The organism is Aminobacter niigataensis, assembly GCF_014200015.1.
Lineage (GTDB): Bacteria > Pseudomonadota > Alphaproteobacteria > Rhizobiales > Rhizobiaceae > Aminobacter > Aminobacter niigataensis.
The window spans coordinates 33,365-50,480 of record NZ_JACHOT010000007.1 but is presented as its reverse complement, the minus strand read 5'-3'; the positions used below and the strand labels follow the sequence as shown (position 1 = coordinate 50,480).

15 protein-coding genes and 1 riboswitch are annotated in these 17,116 nt (G+C 63.8%); of the genes, 9 read left to right on the top strand and 6 right to left on the bottom strand.

The genetic code is table 11. The annotated features are described in order from the left end of the window. Positions 1-20: 20 nt before the first annotated feature. Positions 21-1,670 (bottom strand): lysine--tRNA ligase, encoded by a 1,650-nt coding sequence (locus tag GGQ99_RS20955; protein WP_183264051.1) that lies wholly within the window; start codon positions 1,668-1,670, stop codon positions 21-23. 158 nt (positions 1,671-1,828) lie between these two features. On the opposite strand from GGQ99_RS20955, the gene GGQ99_RS20950 reads away from it, so the two are divergent. Next, the gene (locus tag GGQ99_RS20950) at positions 1,829-2,242 is read left to right on the top strand and encodes a tellurite resistance TerB family protein (protein ID WP_108610050.1); all 414 of its coding nucleotides are present in this window, start codon (positions 1,829-1,831) and stop codon (positions 2,240-2,242) included. Positions 2,243-2,248: 6 nt separating this feature from the next. On the opposite strand, the gene GGQ99_RS20945 is transcribed toward GGQ99_RS20950, so the two are convergent. Next, a complete protein-coding gene (locus tag GGQ99_RS20945; protein WP_183264050.1) occupies positions 2,249-3,091 on the bottom strand; it encodes an ABC transporter substrate-binding protein in 843 nt (280 codons plus the stop codon). 432 nt (positions 3,092-3,523) lie between these two features. On the opposite strand from GGQ99_RS20945, the gene GGQ99_RS20940 reads away from it, so the two are divergent. Next, positions 3,524-5,467: a glycosyltransferase family 2 protein gene (locus GGQ99_RS20940; protein ID WP_183264049.1), complete on the top strand. Its 1,944-nt coding sequence runs from the start codon at positions 3,524-3,526 to the stop codon at positions 5,465-5,467. A 3-nt stretch (positions 5,468-5,470) separates the two neighbouring features. Here the strand turns inward: GGQ99_RS20940 and ppk2 are convergent, their stop codons facing one another. After that, the gene (ppk2, locus tag GGQ99_RS20935; protein WP_108609355.1) at positions 5,471-6,409 is read right to left on the bottom strand and encodes a polyphosphate kinase 2; all 939 of its coding nucleotides are present in this window, start codon (positions 6,407-6,409) and stop codon (positions 5,471-5,473) included. A gap of 98 nt (positions 6,410-6,507) precedes the next feature. On the opposite strand from ppk2, the gene GGQ99_RS20930 reads away from it, so the two are divergent. The 3 genes from GGQ99_RS20930 to GGQ99_RS20920 all read left to right on the top strand — a co-directional run bounded on the left by GGQ99_RS20930 (position 6,508) and on the right by GGQ99_RS20920 (position 9,738). Continuing rightward, positions 6,508-7,785: an ATP-binding protein gene (locus tag GGQ99_RS20930; protein ID WP_108609354.1), complete on the top strand. Its 1,278-nt coding sequence runs from the start codon at positions 6,508-6,510 to the stop codon at positions 7,783-7,785. Between the two features lie 140 nt (positions 7,786-7,925). Further along, the gene (gene phoU / locus GGQ99_RS20925) at positions 7,926-8,651 is read left to right on the top strand and encodes a phosphate signaling complex protein PhoU (protein WP_183264048.1); all 726 of its coding nucleotides are present in this window, start codon (positions 7,926-7,928) and stop codon (positions 8,649-8,651) included. A gap of 73 nt (positions 8,652-8,724) precedes the next feature. Then, positions 8,725-9,738, top strand: coding sequence for a magnesium and cobalt transport protein CorA (locus GGQ99_RS20920; RefSeq protein ID WP_108609352.1), 1,014 nt, complete (start codon positions 8,725-8,727; stop codon positions 9,736-9,738). Between the two features lie 134 nt (positions 9,739-9,872). Here the strand turns inward: GGQ99_RS20920 and GGQ99_RS20915 are convergent, their stop codons facing one another. After that, on the bottom strand, positions 9,873-10,391 hold the full coding sequence (locus GGQ99_RS20915; protein ID WP_108609351.1) for a GcrA family cell cycle regulator: 519 nt from the start codon (positions 10,389-10,391) through the stop codon (positions 9,873-9,875). A 353-nt stretch (positions 10,392-10,744) separates the two neighbouring features. Here GGQ99_RS20915 and GGQ99_RS20910 point away from each other — a divergent pair, with 353 nt between their 5' ends. The 3 genes from GGQ99_RS20910 to GGQ99_RS20900 all read left to right on the top strand — a co-directional run bounded on the left by GGQ99_RS20910 (position 10,745) and on the right by GGQ99_RS20900 (position 13,979). After that, the gene (locus GGQ99_RS20910) at positions 10,745-11,938 is read left to right on the top strand and encodes an aspartate aminotransferase family protein (protein WP_108609350.1); all 1,194 of its coding nucleotides are present in this window, start codon (positions 10,745-10,747) and stop codon (positions 11,936-11,938) included. 14 nt (positions 11,939-11,952) lie between these two features. Beyond that, positions 11,953-12,870 (top strand): ornithine carbamoyltransferase, encoded by a 918-nt coding sequence (gene argF / locus GGQ99_RS20905; protein ID WP_183264047.1) that lies wholly within the window; start codon positions 11,953-11,955, stop codon positions 12,868-12,870. Positions 12,871-12,986: 116 nt separating this feature from the next. Next, a complete protein-coding gene (locus GGQ99_RS20900; protein ID WP_183264046.1) occupies positions 12,987-13,979 on the top strand; it encodes an Hsp33 family molecular chaperone in 993 nt (330 codons plus the stop codon). 4 nt (positions 13,980-13,983) lie between these two features. Here GGQ99_RS20900 and apaG read toward each other — a convergent pair whose 3' ends face one another. Further along, the gene (apaG, locus tag GGQ99_RS20895; RefSeq protein ID WP_183264045.1) at positions 13,984-14,376 is read right to left on the bottom strand and encodes a Co2+/Mg2+ efflux protein ApaG; all 393 of its coding nucleotides are present in this window, start codon (positions 14,374-14,376) and stop codon (positions 13,984-13,986) included. 180 nt (positions 14,377-14,556) lie between these two features. After that, a complete protein-coding gene (locus GGQ99_RS20890; protein ID WP_183264044.1) occupies positions 14,557-15,750 on the bottom strand; it encodes an O-succinylhomoserine sulfhydrylase in 1,194 nt (397 codons plus the stop codon). Positions 15,751-15,795: 45 nt separating this feature from the next. After that, a riboswitch (SAM riboswitch) is annotated at positions 15,796-15,873 on the bottom strand. A gap of 143 nt (positions 15,874-16,016) precedes the next feature. Here GGQ99_RS20890 and GGQ99_RS20885 point away from each other — a divergent pair. Continuing rightward, positions 16,017-17,105: a 2'-deoxycytidine 5'-triphosphate deaminase gene (locus tag GGQ99_RS20885; RefSeq protein ID WP_108609345.1), complete on the top strand. Its 1,089-nt coding sequence runs from the start codon at positions 16,017-16,019 to the stop codon at positions 17,103-17,105. The last annotated feature ends 11 nt before the right edge of the window (positions 17,106-17,116 follow it).

Here is a 17,116-nt window from a genome sequence, read left to right as displayed (position 1 = left end):
CAGCCGGCCTTTTTTCGATCCTACGCTGCCAGCTTGCCTTCCAGCGCGCTGCGGATCAGCGCCCGGGTCTCGGCGATGCCGTAAAGCGCTGCGAAGGAGCCGAAGCGCGGGCCGCGCTCCTGGCCGATCAGAACCTGGTAGATCATCTGGAAGAAGGCGCCGGATACGCCGGGGCCGCCTTCCGGGCTCTGCTTGGTGTGGTCCTGGTAGCGCTCGATCTGGCGGGCGACATTGAGCGAGGCGTTCTGGATGGCTTCACCGTCGGCACCAGCCGGCAGCGCGCTGAGCGCCTTCTCCAGCGCTTCCAGTGCCGCACGTTCGACGTCGTCGGCCGCCCTGAAGGTCTTCGTCGGCTTCACGAAATCGTCGAAGTAACGGACGGCATAGCCGGTCAGCTTGTCGAGTTCCGGATGCGTCTCAGGCGTCACGCCGGGCGCATGGCGCGAGATGAAGCCCCACAACACGCCCTTGTCGTGCGCGTTGGAGGCGCTGACGAGGTTGAGCAGCATCGAGAACGGCACCGGCATGTCGACGACGGGCGGGTTGCCCGAGTGCATGTGCCAGACCGGATTGCCCAGCCGTTCCTTCCACGCCTGCCGGGGATAGGCGGAGAGGAAGCTGTAGTACTCGTCCACCGCCTTCGGGATGACGTCGAAATAGAGCTTCTTGGCCTGGCGCGGCCGCTGGTACATGTAGAGGCCGAGGCTTTCGGTCGGCGCGTAGGTCAGCCATTCGTCAATGGTCAGCCCGTTGCCCTTGGACTTGGAGATCTTCTGGCCGTTCTCGTCGAGGAACAGCTCGTAGACGAAATGCTCCGGCGCCCGCCCGCCGAGCAGGTTGCAGATGCGGTCGTAGATCACCGCATTGGTCTGGTGATCCTTGCCGAACATCTCGAAATCGACGTTGAGAGCTGCCCAGCGCATGCCGAAATCCGGCTTCCACTGCAGCTTGACCTTGCCGCCGGTGACCGACAGCGTGGTTTCGGTGCCTTCGTCGTCGAAGGTGATGGTGCCGGCCTTGGCGTCGACGTGCTTCATCGGCACGTAGAGCACGCGGCCGCTCTTCGGCGAGATCGGCAGGAACGGGCTATAGGTCGCCTGACGCTCCTCGCCGAGCGTCGGCAGCATCACGGCCATGATCTGGTCGTAGCGCTCGGCGGCCCGCAGCAGCATCGCGTCGAACTTGCCTGCCCTGTAGTACTCGGTCGCGCTGGCGAACTCGTAGTCGAAGCCGAAGGTGTCCAGGAAGCGGCGCAGCATCGCGTTGTTGTGATCGCCGAAGCTGGCATAGTCGCCGCCGAACGGGTTGGGTACGGCAGTCAGCGGCTTGTGCAGGTGCGGCTCGAGGAAGGCGCGGTCCGGCACGTTCTCCGGGATCTTGCGCATGCCGTCCATGTCGTCGGAGAAGCACAGGAGCCTGGTCTTGACCTTGTTTTCGGTCAGCACATGAAAGGCATGGCGTACCATCGTGGTGCGCGCTACCTCGCCGAACGTGCCGATATGCGGCAGGCCCGAAGGGCCGTAGCCGGTCTCGAACAGGACGGTCTCGGGAAGGCCGGTTTTCTTGTAGCGCTCGACGATTTTCTTGGCTTCCTCGAACGGCCAGGCTTTGCTTTCGGCAGCCGCCGCGAGGATTTCCGGGTTGAGATCTATTGAGTTTGATCTCGTCATGTCGAGAGCCCTTTTTATTTGGGCGGAAATTCCGCCGAAGACGGCCATGCTCTATGCGTGCATGCTGCGGGCGTCAACGATTCCGCCCATTTTTCGTTGCGGGAGGGCCGCGGCGTTCCTAAGTTCTGGTGGCATTCAACCCCGTTCTGGAGAATTTCATGCCCATGCCGACCGCCCACGAGGCGCTGATCTACCTGATGGTCGTCACCTCCGCATCGGACCGCGACATGACCGATGTCGAGCTGGCGCGGATCGGCGAGGTGGTCAGGACATGGCCGATCTTCCTGGATTTCGACGCCAAGCGCCTGATTGCGGTGGCGCAGGATTGCCAGATGATGCTGCATGCCGACAACGGCCTCGACGATATCCTCGACACGGCAAGGCGGGTGATCCCCGAACGGCTGCACGAGACCGCCTATGCGGCCGCCTTCGAGGTCGCCTCGGTCGATCTCGAGATGCGCATGGAGGAGGTGCGGGTGCTGCAGCTTCTGCGCAAGCACCTTAGCGTCGACGCCCTGACGCTTGCAGCGATCGAACGCGCCACCAAGGCGCGCCATCGCACGCTGACCTGACGGCGGCTAGAAGAAGCTGACCGGGAAATACCTGAGATAGAGCTCGGCGAAGGTGCCCTTGGCCGAGATCTCGTGCAGCGCGTAGTCGAAGGCGGTCGCAAGGGCCGCGTTGTCCGGCTTGGCAGCGATCGCCAGGCCGGTGCCGAGATATTCCGGCGCCAGGTAAGGACCGCCGGCAAAGCGGCAGCAGCCGGCGGCATCCGTTCCGGCAAGCCAGAACGACAGGCGCATGCCGTCGCCAAAGACAGCATCCAGCTTGCCGTCCTTGAGGTCGGCATTGAGCCAATCCGGCTTGGTGTAGGTCACAACCTTCACACTGCCGAAATAGTCGCGGAGCACGCGCTCATGCGCCGAGCCGGCAAGCACGCCGACGCGCTTGCCTTGCAGCTTGTCGACGAGCGGCTCGCTGACGGCTTGCGCCTTGCGCATGATAAAGCGCGCCGGGAACTGGAGGTAGGGCCGCGAGAAGGCGTATTTCTCCCGCGTCGCCGCGGTCGCCGGCACACCGGCGATGATGGCCTCGCCTTCGCCCGAATTCAGCGCGCCGTCGAGTTCGGCCCAGGGCAGGGCCTGGATCTGGCATTTCTCGGCAATGCCGAGTTCGGCGCAGACCGCGCGAGCGAGGTCGATATGGAACCCCGACAGCCTGCCGCTCTTGTCGATGAAGTTGAAGGGCGGAAAATCGGTAGTGGTCAGGAAGCGCAGCCGTGGCAGCGTCGACAGGTCGGGCTTCTGCAGGCGCTCCTTGCTGTCCCACAACACCGGCACTTGCGGTTCGGCTGCCTTGGCCGGGCCAAGCAATGCTGCGAGCGAAAACGCGAACGCAAGCAACTGCGGTGCGGGTTTCATGAGTGCGCTCCGGCCCTGGCTGACGCGTCGCTCCTGCAAGCGACGATGTGGTTCGACGTCTCTCACAGAGCGTTTCCGCATCCGGGTGGATGCGCTGGACTGTGAATGGTTGGCAAGAGCTTTAGCGCGTGAAGGCGGCCAGGAAAAGCAATTGTGCAGCAGGGCAATCCGAAGCAGCTGAATTTCGCAAGAGATATATCATGATATATTGAGCGAGGGGAGTCTCACCCGTTTGGAGCATAGCGTCCGGGGTGGCGATATGCACTATTGCCGCGGGGTTAGTTGCAGCACTGGGGATGTTGCAATGAGACTGGACCGGTCGCCGCGGGGGGGATGCACGCGAACGTGCAGGCTGCGTCAAGCAGTCGGTGCGGCATGGTTCGATGACTATCGAAGTATCCAAATTTGCGGCTCGCAGGCCGTGGGTGCGTGATGGTTGCGACGGACTCCAGTCACGCAGCCATCCGCCCCTCTTTTTCTGTCGGCTCTCCCGAACAGACTTTCCTTACAGAAGCCAACGACAACAGCCACGGTGTCTACGAACTTGCGCTGGCGAACTTGCCGGAGTTGCAGCCAGCACTTGATCGGCTCGGACTTCCGCTCGCAAAACGCCTCGCATTCGCTTCGCGCGCGGCCTTCCATGGCACGACCTTCCAGACGGAATTGCTGGCATCCGGCGAGGTCCCGGAGCAGGCCTTTTTTGCGGCGATGGCCGACGAGATCGAGATCGAATGCCTGACCTCGATCGATCCGCAACGGCTGCTGATGACCGACGAGGCCTGTTGGGCGCAATTCCACCGCACCGGCCGGGCAATATTTGCCAGACTGTGCGAGGCACCGGGACGCCACACGGGGATTGTTGCGCCGGACCAGGCGGGCTGGCGCCTGCTGAAGCAGCGTTGCCAAGCCAGCCCGGATCTCCGGCTGCGCATCAAGGTGGCGGCACCATCGCTACTGCGGGAAGCCTTGCTGGAGCGCTCTCGCCCGATGCTGACGCGATTTGCGGTGGGCAATCTCCACGACAACAGGCCCGACTGTTCGGCACGCAACGTGTTCTGGCCGTGGCAGACCTACAGCCTCGGCATGCTGACGGTGTTGTTGCCTTTCGCCGTCGCCACCGTGCCGATGCTGGCACTTTTTGCCCTGCACCTGTTGCTGGTTTCCTTTTTCATCGCCTGCTCCGCATTGCGCGCCATCGCCGCGATCGCGCGTCCGCCCGTTGTGCAGATGCCGATCTCGCTGCCGCTTTCGCCCGACCTGCCGGTTTATTCGGTGCTGGTTGCACTCTACCGCGAGGCCGACGTGGTGCCCGACCTGCTCGTCGGGCTCGGCATGCTGCAGTGGCCGCGCAGCAAGATCGAGATCAAGCTGGTGTGCGAGGCGGACGATACAGAGACCATCGCGGCGATCAGGGCCCACCCTTTGCGCGCCTGCGTCGAAGTCGTGCTGGTGCCGCCATCGCTGCCACGCACCAAGCCCAAGGCCCTGTCCTATGCCCTGCCGCTGGCGCGCGGTGAACTGGTCGTGCTCTACGACGCCGAAGACAGGCCTCACCCGATGCAGCTCGCCGAGGCCTGGCGGCGCTTCGAGGCATCCGGCCGCGAACTGGCGTGCCTGCAGGCGCCGCTCGAAATCGCAAACCGGCGTGCCGGCCTGATCGCCAACATGTTCGGTTTCGAATATGCGGCGCTGTTTCGCGGCCTTTTGCCCTGGCTCGCCCACAACCGGATCATGCTGCCGCTGGGCGGCACGTCGAACCACTTCCGTCGCGAAGTGCTCGACGAGGTCGGTGGCTGGGACCCCTACAACGTCACCGAGGACGCCGACCTCGCGCTGCGCCTGGCCCGCCATGGCTACCGCTGCGAGACGCTGTCCTGCGCGACCCGCGAGGATGGCCCCGAGGACCTTGTCGCGTGGCACAATCAGCGCGTCCGCTGGTTCAAGGGCTGGATACAGACCTGGCTGGTGCATATGCGCGAGCCAAGCGCCTTGGCCTCTGAACTGCCGCTCGTTTCTTTCGTCGTCACGCAGATCCTGTTTGCCGGCATGGTGCTGTCGTCGCTGCTGCATCTGGTGCTGATCGCGATGCTGCTGGGCCTGGCCGTACAGGTGCTGTTCGACGTGCCGATGAGCCTGTGGCAGTCCTATCTCGTCGCCTTCGACGTCATCAGCATCCTGCTCGGCTATGGCGCCTTCCTGTTCCTCGGCTGGCTAGTGCTCAAGCCCAGGGACCGGCGCGGCTTCTGGAAGCTGTGCCTGTTCACGCCGGTCTATTGGACGATGCTGTCATGGGCGGCATGGTGCGCGCTCTACGAGCTCTGGCGGCGTCCGCACCATTGGGCGAAGACGCCGCATCGCAAGGCTCGTGCGTTCTGAGCTTCAATCCTTCAGGAATTTCAGGCCCTCGGCGATGATCTTGCCGTCGGGCCGACCGACCTCGTCGAGGTCGCGGCCGTCATAGGCCAGCGCGCGCAGGATGTGGCGGATGACGGCGATCCGTCCGCGCCGCTTGTCGTTGGCCTGCACGACGATCCATGGCGCGTGTTTGGTGTGGGTCTTGTCGACCATCAGTTCGACCGCCCTGGTGTAGTCGTCCCACTTGCTGATGCCGGCGATGTCCATCGGCGAGAACTTCCAGCTCTTCAGTGCGCTGTGGCGCCGGTCATGGAAACGCTTGAGCTGCATCTCCTGGCTGATGTCGAGCCAGAACTTGAAGAAGTGGATGCCCTCGTTGACGATCATCTGTTCGAAATGGGGCGTCTCGTCGAGAAACTGCCGGTGCTGTTCGGGGGTGCAGAACCCCATCACCGGCTCGACGCCTGCCCGGTTGTACCAGGAGCGGTCGAAGGTGACGAATTCGCCGGCCGTCGGGAACTGTGCGACATAGCGCTGGAAGTACCATTGGCCGCGTTCGGTCTCGGTGGGCTTGGTCAGCGCGACGTTGCGCGCCGTGCGCGGGTTCATGTATTCGCGCACCGCGGAGATGGTGCCGCCCTTGCCGGCCGCGTCGCGCCCCTCGAACAGCACCAGCACCCGCTTGCCGGTGGCTTGCAGCCAGGCCTGCAGCTTGACCAGTTCGACCTGCAAATGCTCGAGCGTCTGCTCGTATTCCTTTTGCGGCAGCTTGTCGTCGTAGGGGTAGTTCCCTGATTTAAGCGCCTTCTTGTCGATCCAGTCGGGAAGGTTGGGGTCGTTGATGTCGAAGGTGCGCTCGTCCTTGCCGATCTTGATCTCGACCGGGCCGGCTTTCGGTGCCGCATCCGCGGTCGGAGCCGCATGGCCGGCTTCAGCCTTCTTGCTTTCCTTGTCTTTTTTCATGGTCACGGCACCTTTCCAGCTTGGCAAGTCATGCTATTGGGTGGCTAGGAAGCGGTCCAGAGGCTTCTTGAGGGCGCGCGCGCCGCGGAAAAGTTCGTATGGCTGAGACCAGCACCCAGACGAGGACAAGGCGCACGGCGAAGCTCACCGCCGGTCGGCTCTACCAGAACCGCTGGATGCTTGCCGCGGCGATCCTTGCCGTCCTTGCCGTCCGCCTTTTTGGGGGAGCCTCGGGTGGGTTCACTGCCGCAACTATCGTCGCGCTCGTGCTGGTCGCGCTCATAGCACCGCGCACCCCGGCTGCCCGTCGCATGGCTGAAGCGAGCGCCCGCGTCGAACGCTCGCCGCTCGACAGGCTGTCGGGCGAAAAACTCGCCGCGGCGGTCGCCGAGCCGCTGATCATCTTCGGCCGCGACGGCACCGTGGTCCACGCCAACGAGGCGGCTGAAACCGCCTTCGGCGCCATCAGGCCCCCACTGCCCGTGCTGCTGAAATTCCGCGCTCCCGAGATGCAGGCGCTGATCGAGGCGGTACTTGGCGGCGAGGGAACGGCGCAGACGGCCGACTATGTCGAGCGGGTGCCGTTCGAGCGCGTCTATCGCGTCACGGCTTCGGCGGTTGGCCGCGGTACCGGCCTTTTCGTGCTTGCCTTCAAGGATCAGAGCGAGGCGCGCCGGATCGACCGCATGCGCGCCGACTTCATCGCCAATGCCAGCCATGAACTGCGCACGCCGCTGGCCTCCATCGCCGGTTTCGTCGAGACGCTGCGCGGACCGGCCCGCAACGATCCCAACGCACGCGACCAGTTCCTGCAGATCATGCAGAACCAGACCGGGCGCATGGCGCGCCTGATCGACGACTTGCTTTCGCTGTCGCGGCTGGAAATGAAGCCCTATCTCAAGCCCGGCGTGCGCGTCGACCTGCGCCAGACAGTCGAGGCGGTCATCGACTCGCTTGCGCCCCTGGCAGCCGGGACCGGCGTGGTGATCGAACGCGATTTCGCCGAAGGTCCGCTCGAGGTTCACGGCGATCGCGACGAGCTGTTCCAGGTGTTCCAGAACCTTCTGGAAAATGCCTGCAAATACGGCCAGTCGGGTGGTCGTGTGGTGGTGTCGATGAAGCGGTTGGCGGAAGGAACGCAGCCGGAGATCGAGGTGACGGTCCGCGATTTCGGACCGGGCATCCCCGACGAGCATATTCCGCGCGTGACCGAGCGCTTCTATCGGGTCGACGTCGAGACGAGCCGCGCCCACAAAGGTACGGGGCTGGGCCTCTCGATCGTCAAGCATATCCTGACCAGGCATGGCGCGCGCCTGTCGATCCGCTCGAAGCTGGGCGAGGGCTCGGCCTTCACCGTCCATTTCCCCGTCGCCTGACTGCGATCTGCCCGCTTCTTGCTGGTCCGGCGGCAACTCGCAAGTTGCTATCCTTGCCCATTTCTTTTTTCCGTCATGTCGTTAGCCTATGAGTGCGGATTCAGGATCACGATTCCGCGCACATTCCAGGAAGTTCGCCGATGCTTACGCAACACACTGTCCGGGCCTATGACGAAGAACTGCAATTTCTGGCGAGGAAAATTGCTGCAATGGGCGGGCAGGCCGAGCGCATGGTCGATCAGGCGATCAATGCGCTCGTCAATGCCGACCACACCCTGGCCCAGAAGGTCGTCCAGGACGATCTGCTGCTCGACGAGGCCGAGCGCGAGATCGACGACAAGGCGATCCTGGTCATCGCCCGGCGCCAGCCGATGGCGACCGACCTGCGCGAGATCATCGGCGCGATCCGCATCTCGGCCGATCTCGAACGCGTCGGCGACCTCGGCAAGAACATCGCCAAGCGTGTGGCAGCGGTGGCCGAGGGCCGGCAACCGAACAGCCTGTTCCGCGGCCTGGAGGCGCTGGCCGAACTGGCGCTGACCCAGCTCAAGGACGTGCTCGACGTCTACGCGTCGCGCTCGGTCGAGCGCATTGGCATTGTGCGCGACCGCGACGAACAGATCGACGCCATGTACACCTCGCTGTTCCGCGAGCTTCTGACCTACATGATGGAAGATCCGCGCAACATCACGCCCTGCACGCACCTTCTGTTCGTGGCCAAGAACATCGAGCGCATCGGCGATCATGCCACCAACATCGCCGAGACGATCTACTACATCGTGACCGGCGACCAGATGCCGCCGGAACGGCCCAAGGAAGACAGGAGCCACGGCGTGACGCTCACCGACGATGGCAAGTCCGGCTGAGGCAGGCCCTTCTTCCCGGCGTGCGGAAGGTCTAGACTAGGAACGTGATCAGGCGGCCTCGCAGGGGTGCAGCATGACCGAATTTGCCAGGAAGTTCGACAAGAGCGCTGAACTGGAGGACGGGGTCGTCGCCTCCAGCGTCTATCTTGGCGGGCGCCGCATCGCCGACATCGCCATCGAGGAGGCAGGCGACTGGGCTGCAAGGGAAGGGCACGTCGTCTGGATCGGCCTGCTCGAACCCAGCCGCGAACTGCTCTTGCGCGTGCAGCAGCAGTTCCACCTCCACGACCTCGCCATCGAGGATGCCGAGCATCCGCACCAGCGGCCGAAGATCGAGCAGTATGGCGACGCGCTGTTCATCGTCGCGCGCACGGCGCAGTTGGTCGAGGGGCGGGTGAACTTCGGCGAAACGCACATGTTTGTCGGCAAGGGCTACATCGTCAGCGTTCGCCACGGCGTATCGACGTCCTATGCCGCCGTGCGCCAGCACTGGGAGAGTTGCCCCAGTGCGCTCGCCAAGGGCGAGGACTTCATCCTCTATGCCATCCTCGACTTCATCGTCGACAACTACATGCCGGTGCTCGAGCAGATCGAGGAAGAGGTCGACCGCATCGAGGACGGCGTCTTGGCGCGGCCGATGACATCAAAGGACATCGAGCGGCTCTACATGCTGCGCCGCGACCTCTTGCGCCTGCGCAATGCCGCCGGCCCGCTGGTCGAGGTCTGCCGCAGGCTCACCAGCGCCGACCTGCCGCAGTTGCGCCCGGCCATGCATCCGCTGTTTCGGGACGTCACCGATCACATCCGCACCGTGCTGGAGAAGGTCGACAATTTGCGCGAGGTGCTGGCATTCGCCTTCGAGGCGAGCCTTCTCGTCGGCCAGAGCCAGGAAACGGCGATTGCCAAGAAGCTCGCCTCGTGGGCGGCCATCCTCGCCGTTCCGACCGCCCTTGCCGGCATCTACGGCATGAACTTCGCCGACATGCCGGAGTTGCAGTTCAGTTACGGCTATCCCACCGTGCTTGTCGCCATCGCAACGATCTGCTCGGTGCTCTATTGGCGCTTCAAGAAGAACGGTTGGCTGTGAAAGAAGAGCGAATAGCGAATAGGGAGTAGCGAATAGAAAAAGGGCCTCGGGTCGCCTTGACGCCCCGAAGCCCTGAAACTTGTTTTATTCGCTATTCGCTATTCGCTATTCGCTATTCGCTATTCGCTATTCGCTCACCGCGACCTGCGGCGCTCGGAAGCTGGCTGGAAGGCGATCTTCGAGTGATAGCCGCAATAGGGGCCGCTCTCGCCGGCTTCGTTGCCGCAGAAGTTGAAGTCTTCGCTCAGCGGGTCGCCGTTCGGCCACTTGCAGGTGCGCTCGTTGAGCTGCACCAGCTGGAGCCGGCGCGAGATCGGCACGACGACGTTTTCCACCGGGCGGAGATAATGGCGGGCAACCGGCTCGACGTCGAACTGCGCCTGGAGCGCGGTGGCGCCGATGCTGGCGGTAACCGTGCGTGTCACGGTTGCCGTGCGCTGCACCGTCTTGGTCGCGGTGGTCGCCGTGGTCGTCTTCTTCTGGCGCGCCGGGGCAGCCGTCGCGCGGCCGCGGCTCGACAGCTTCAGCCGGTGAACCTTGCCGATGACGGCATTGCGGCTGACGCCGCCCAATTGTGCCGCGATCTGGCTTGCGCTCAGACCTTCCGACCAAAGCTTTCTGAGAAGTTCGACCCGCTCGTCAGTCCAATTCATGAGACCGTGCTCCTGATTTAACGCGCAGAATCCGGAATCCTTTTCCGCCCCGGCAAGCCGGGTGGGCACCACATCTATTCGATGGATATGTCCGCCGCACGAAATCTAGTTATTTCTCAATTACAGTTATCGATGCGCTGACTCTGTGACAAGAGTCCCAGGGGTCTTCACGATTCGGTTTTTACGGTTTTCCCCAACTTGCCGAGTTCGACCTCGCTGCAGCGGCAGGGGAGAGATGGAACGCACGCGTCTATGCGACGTTTTCGTTGACTTTGTGGCCGAAAAACCTGATATAGCCCGCAGGGCCGCCGCTGAGGCGGCTTTTTGATTTTCCGGTTCCGGAGAGGCATATAATGAGCGGATCGGCGCTTTACGAGACGTTTGCTCGCGTACCCCTGGCTTTCGAGCGAGGCGAGGGTTCTTGGCTGATCACCGAGACCGGCGAGCGATATCTCGATTTCGCTGGTGGCATTGCTGTCAATTCGTTGGGCCACAGCCATCCGCATCTTGTTGCAGCGCTGACCGAGCAGGCCGCCAAGCTGTGGCACGTCTCCAACCTCTACCAGATCCCCGGCCAGAGCCGGCTGGGCGAGCGGCTGGCCGAAACTTCGTTTGCCGACCGCGTGTTCTTCACCAACTCGGGCGCGGAAGCGCTTGAGTGCGCGATCAAGACCGCGCGCCGCTACCAGTATGTGAACGGCCATCCCGAACGGTTCCGCGTCATCACTTTCGAGGGCGCGTTCCACGGTCGCACGCTGGCAACCATCGCCGCCGGCGGACAGGCGAAGTATCTCGAAGGTTTCGGTCCGAAGGTCGAGGGTTTCGACCAGGTCGCCTTCGACGACATCGATGCCGCCGAAAAGCTGATCGGACCCGAGACGGCGGCGATCCTGCTCGAGCCGGTGCAGGGCGAGGGCGGTATCCGTCCGTTCCCCACGCAGTCGCTGAAGCGCCTGCGCCAGCTGTGCGACAAGCATGGCCTGCTGCTCATTTTTGATGAAGTCCAGTGCGGCGTTGGTCGAACGGGCAAGCTCTACGCCTATGAGTGGGCGGGTGTATCGCCGGACCTGATGGCGATCGCCAAGGGTATCGGCGGCGGCTTCCCGGTCGGTGCCTGCCTTGCCACCGAAGAGGCGGCAAAAGGCATGACGGCTGGCGTGCACGGCACCACCTTCGGTGGCAATCCGCTTGCCATGGCGGTCGGCAACGCCGTGCTTGACGTGCTGCTCGAAGAAGGCTTCCTCGAAGAGGTCAGCCGCAAGGCGTTGCTGATGAAGCAGGGCCTTGCCGCGGTCGCCGACGAGTTCCCCGATGTAATCTCGGAAATCCGCGGCACAGGGCTGATGCTTGGCGTCAAATGCACCATGCCCAATACCAAGGTGAACATGGCGCTGCGCGACCAGAAGCTGCTCGCGGTGCCGGCAGGCGAAAATGTGCTGCGTCTTCTGCCGCCGCTGACGACCACCGACGCAGAGATCCAAGAGGCGCTGGCGCGCATTCGCGCCGGAGCTGCCAGCCTCTCCAAGGCCGCCGCCAACGGCGGGTAAACCAAGGACGTTACATGACCAGCGGAATTCGTCATTTCACCGACCTCTCGGCACTTTCCGGGAGCGACCTTCGCGGGATTCTGGACGATGCGGCTGCGCGAAAGGCGCGGCTGAAAGCTGGCGAACGATCCAAGCCCCTCGAGGGCAAGGTGCTGGCGATGATCTTCGACAAGCCGTCGACGCGCACGCGCATCTCGTTCGATGTCGGCATGCGCCAGCTCGGCGGCGAGACCATCATGCTGACCGGCACCGAAATGCAGCTCGGCCGCTCGGAGTCGATCGCCGACACCGCCAAGGTGCTGTCGCGTTATGTCGACGCGATCATGATTCGCACGACGGCGCATGAGCGGCTGATCGAGCTGACCGAAAACGCCACCATCCCCGTCATCAACGGCCTGACCGACGACACCCATCCGTGTCAGCTGATGGCCGATATCCTGACCTTTGAGGAACATCGCGGCCCGGTGGGCGGCAAGACCTTTGCCTGGACCGGCGACGGCAACAACGTGCTGCATTCGCTGCTCGAGGCCTCGGCCCGCTTCAGCTTCAACGTCAATGTGGCGGTGCCGGAAGGCAGCGAGCCGGAGCAGAAGTACATCGACTGGGCCGACGCCAACGGCGGCAAGGTGACGCTGACGCGCTCGGCCGAGGACGCGGTTCGCGGCGTCGACGCCATTGTCACCGACTGTTGGGTTTCGATGGGGCAGGAGCACCGCGCGCGCGGCCACAATGTCTTCCTGCCGTACCAGGTCAATGCCGACCTGATGAAGCTCGCCAAGCCCGACGCATTGTTCATGCACTGCCTGCCCGCCCATCGCGGCGAGGAAGTGACCGACGAGGTGATCGACGGCCCGCATTCGGTGGTCTTCGACGAGGCGGAAAACCGGCTCCACGCCCAGAAGGCGGTGCTCGCCTGGTGCCTGGGCGCTTGAATGGCTGATCCCGCGACCCTATCTGGGGCGGGATCAATCTATTGTCATCAAAGCCATGTTCTGCGACCGTCGGAGGGCCGATTGGTCGCGGAATTGTTTATACGGGATGAGTTCCAGTGACTGAGACCGAACGCAAGCTCGGCGAATTCGGATTCGCAGGCGACGACCATGTTGTTCCATTCGCGGTGGAGCCGCTCGACGTGCGCGGCCGCACCGTGCAGCTTGGGCCGCTGCTCGACCAGATTCTCGAGCGGCACGACTATCCGGAGCCCGTGGCCCGGCTTCTTGCCGAGGCCTGCGTGGTGACCGTTCTGCTCGGTACCTCGCTGAAGTTCGAGGGCAAGTTCATCCTGCAGACCCGCACCGACGGGCCGGTGGACATGCTGGTTGCCGACTTCACCACGCCGCATTCGCTGCGCGCCTATGCCCGCTTCGACGCCGACCGCGTCGATGCGGCGATCGAGGCGGGCATGACCGCGCCCGAGGACCTACTCGGCAACGGCGTTCTGGCGCTGACCATCGACCAGGGCGAGCACACCCAGCGCTATCAGGGCATCGTCGAACTCAACGGCATTACGCTCGAAGAGGCAGCCCGTGCCTATTTCCGCCAGTCGGAGCAGATCCCGACAGATGTGCGCCTGTCGGTGGCAAAGCTCGTCCTGCCCGCCGAGGGCGGCCCGCGCGAACATTGGCGCGCCGGCGGCCTTCTGGCCCAGTTCCTTCCGGACTCGCCGGAGCGCCGGCGCATCCAGGACATGCATGGCGGCGACGGTGACGAGCGCGACGTCAGCGTGCATCCCGACGACAATTCCTGGCAGGAATTGCTGGCGCTGGTTGCCACCATCGAACCGACCGAACTGATCGACCCGACTGTCGGCACCGAAAGGCTGCTGTACCGGCTGTTTCACGAGCACGGCGCGCGCGTTTATGAAGGCGTGCGCGTTGTCGATGAATGCTCGTGCTCGAGCCAGAAGATCAAGGGCATCCTGCAAGGCTTCACGGCCGAGGAGATCAACGACAGCGTCGAGGACGGCGTCATCCGGGTGGCCTGTGAATTTTGCTCCAAGTCATACGAGTTCGACCCGGCCGAGTTCGCACCGGCCCAATAGCCGGTCAGTTCAGCCTGTGCCGGGCGTCGGGAAGGTCGAGCGAGAAGGCGGGGATGGCGATTTCGAACGTCTCGCCGGCTTCGTTGCGCATGGTGTAGCGCCCGACCATGATGCCCGATGGTGTCGAGAGCGGGCAGCCTGAAGCGTACTGGTAGCTGTCGCCGGGATTGAGCTCGGGCTGGTCGCCGACCACGCCCGGGCCCCTGACTTCCTCGACCTTGCCGCTGGCATCGGTGATATGCCAGTAGCGCGACAACAGCTGGACGAATTCGTCCGAATTGTTCTCGATCGTCACGCGATAACCCCAGACATACCGGTTCTCCGAGGGCTCGGACCGGTCCTCCAGGTAAAACGGCTCGACCTCGACCGCGATGTTGCGGGTGACCGCGCGATACATATGCTGCGCTCCTTGGCCTGCACGACGACAGGGTCGGCCGCTTGGCGCGGCGGGTCAACTCTCGTTTGACGCATTCACGCTGATTGTGATGCGGGTGTGGCGGATTTCACCCTGCCGACGCCTCGCGGCATTAGCCGTGAGGTACGGACTGCGCTCCGCCTTGCGGAGCGCAGCACTCGTTCAGCGGGCTGCCTTAAGCGCATCGCCGATGTCGTTGAGCAGGTCGTCGGCGTCTTCGAGGCCGACCGACAGGCGCAGCGTGCCGTCGTCGATGCCGAGTTCGGCGCGCGCCTCGTCGGTCAGGTTCTTGTGCGTCGTCGTCGCCGGATGCGTGATCAGGCTCTTGGAGTCGCCGAGATTGTTCGAGATCAGGATGATGCGCAACGCGTTTTCGAAGGCGAAGGCCGCCTTCTTGCCGCCCTTGACGTCGAAGCAGATCAGCGTCGAGCCGCCCTTCATCTGCCGCTTGATGATGTCGGCCTGCGGGTGGTCGGCACGGCCCGGATAGATCAGGCGCGACACTTCCGGCCGCTCTGCGAGGAAGTCGGCGATCTTGCCGGCGGTCTCGGTCTGCTGGCGCACGCGCAGCGGCAGCGTCTCCAGGCCCTTGAGCAGCGTCCAGGCATTGAACGGCGACAGGCTCGGGCCGGTATGGCGGAAATAGTCGTGCAGGTTCTCGTCGATCCACTTCTTGTCGGAGAGGATGACGCCGCCGAGGCAGCGGCCCTGGCCGTCGATGTGCTTGGTCGCCGAATAGACGACGATGTGGGCGCCGAGTTCGAGCGGCTTCTGCTGCATCGGCGTGGCGAAGACGTTGTCGACGACGACACGGGCGCCGATCGAGTTGGCGAGTGTTGCGACCGCCTCGATGTCGATCACTTCGAGCGTCGGGTTGGTCGGGCTTTCCAGGAAGAACAGCTTGGTGTTGGGTTGGACGGCCTTTTCCCAGTTCTCGATGACGGTGCCGTCGACCAGCGTCGCCTCGATACCATAGCGTGGTGCCAGGGTCTCGACGATCCAGCGGCACGAGCCGAACAGGGCGCGGGCGGCGACGATGTGGTCGCCGGCCTTCAGGCTGCACAGGATGGCGGCGGCGACAGCGGCCATGCCGGATGCCGTGGCGCGGGCGTCTTCCGCGCCTTCCAGCATGCACATGCGCTTTTCGAACATGTCGACGGTCGGGTTGGCATAGCGCGAATAGATGAAACCGGGGGTCTCGCCCTTGAAGCGCGCCTCGGCACTTTCGGCGCTGTCATAGACATAGCCCTGGGTGAGGTAGATCGCCTCGGAGGTTTCGCCGAATTCGGAGCGGAGCGTTCCGCCGTGAACTAGGGTGGTCTGCGGGTTCCAGTTGCGCTGCTTGTCGGAGGTCATGAGCCAAAATCCAGATACAAAAAAACCGGTCGCGAAAAGTCGCAAACCGGTCCAAACGCGGCCCTTTAGCGACTTGTTTAACGTGGCTGCAAGCCGACCGGCCAAATCACCACGGGATAAAGGTCCTTTAGACCCATGGCTGGCTTGCGTCAATCGCGGGGCCGACTAAACGTCTTGGGCCACGCATATGACCCTTGACGAGGTCCTGGGTCCAGCGATCCTCGACTGTCCGTTCGGATCGGCGGCGCTGTAAAGGAGTGAGGCAAATGCGGCAGTCGGGCATTCTTCCGGATCAGGATATCGCGGCACTGTTTGCCTCGGGTGCGCTCAAGGCGCCGCCGCTCGATGCCGACCAGATCCAGCCGGCCAGCCTCGATCTGCGCCTCGGCGCCAAGGCTTTTCGCGTTCGCGCCAGCTTCCTGCCCGGTCCCAATTCGCTGGTCTCGGCCAAGCTCGACCGCCTCAAGCTGCATGAGATCGACCTGAGCGACGGTGCGGTGCTGGAGACCGGTTGCGTCTACATCGTGCCGCTGCTCGAAAGCCTGGCCCTGCCGGCCGAAATCTCGGCCTCGGCCAACCCCAAGAGCTCGACCGGCCGCCTCGACATCTTCACCCGCGTGATGACCGACCGTGGCCAGGAGTTCGACAAGATCCCCGCCGGCTATACCGGCCCGCTCTATCTCGAAGTCAGCCCGCGCACCTTTCCGATCGTCGTGCGCAAGGGTTCGCGCCTGTCGCAGATCCGCTTCCGCAAGGGCAATGCCTTGCTGTCGGAGGCAGAACTGCACGCGCTGCATCTGTCCGACCGGCTTGTCGCCATGGATCCACCCAACATTTCCGGCGGCGGCATAGCACTTTCCATCGATCTCGCCGGCACACCGGGCAGCATCGTCGGCTATCGCGGCAAGCACCACACCGGCCTTGTCGACGTCGACAAGCGCGCCGCCCAGGACGTCGTCGATTTCTGGGAGCCGATCTACGACCACGGTGCCGGCGAACTGGTGCTCGATCCCGACGAGTTCTACATCCTGGTGTCGCGCGAGGCGGTGCATGTGCCGCCGCTCTATGCCGCCGAGATGACGCCCTTCGATCCGCTGGTCGGCGAATTCCGCGTCCACTATGCCGGCTTCTTCGATCCCGGCTTCGGCCATTCCAGTGCCGGCGGCACCGGCAGCCGCGCCGTGCTCGAAGTGCGCAGCCACGAAGTGCCGTTCATCCTGGAGCATGGCCAGGTTGTCGGCCGCCTGGTCTACGAGCACATGCTGTCGCGCCCCAAGGCGCTCTACGGCACCGACCTCGGCTCCAACTACCAGGCGCAGGGCCTGAAACTCTCCAAGCATTTCCGCATGGGTTGACCTTCGGTCAC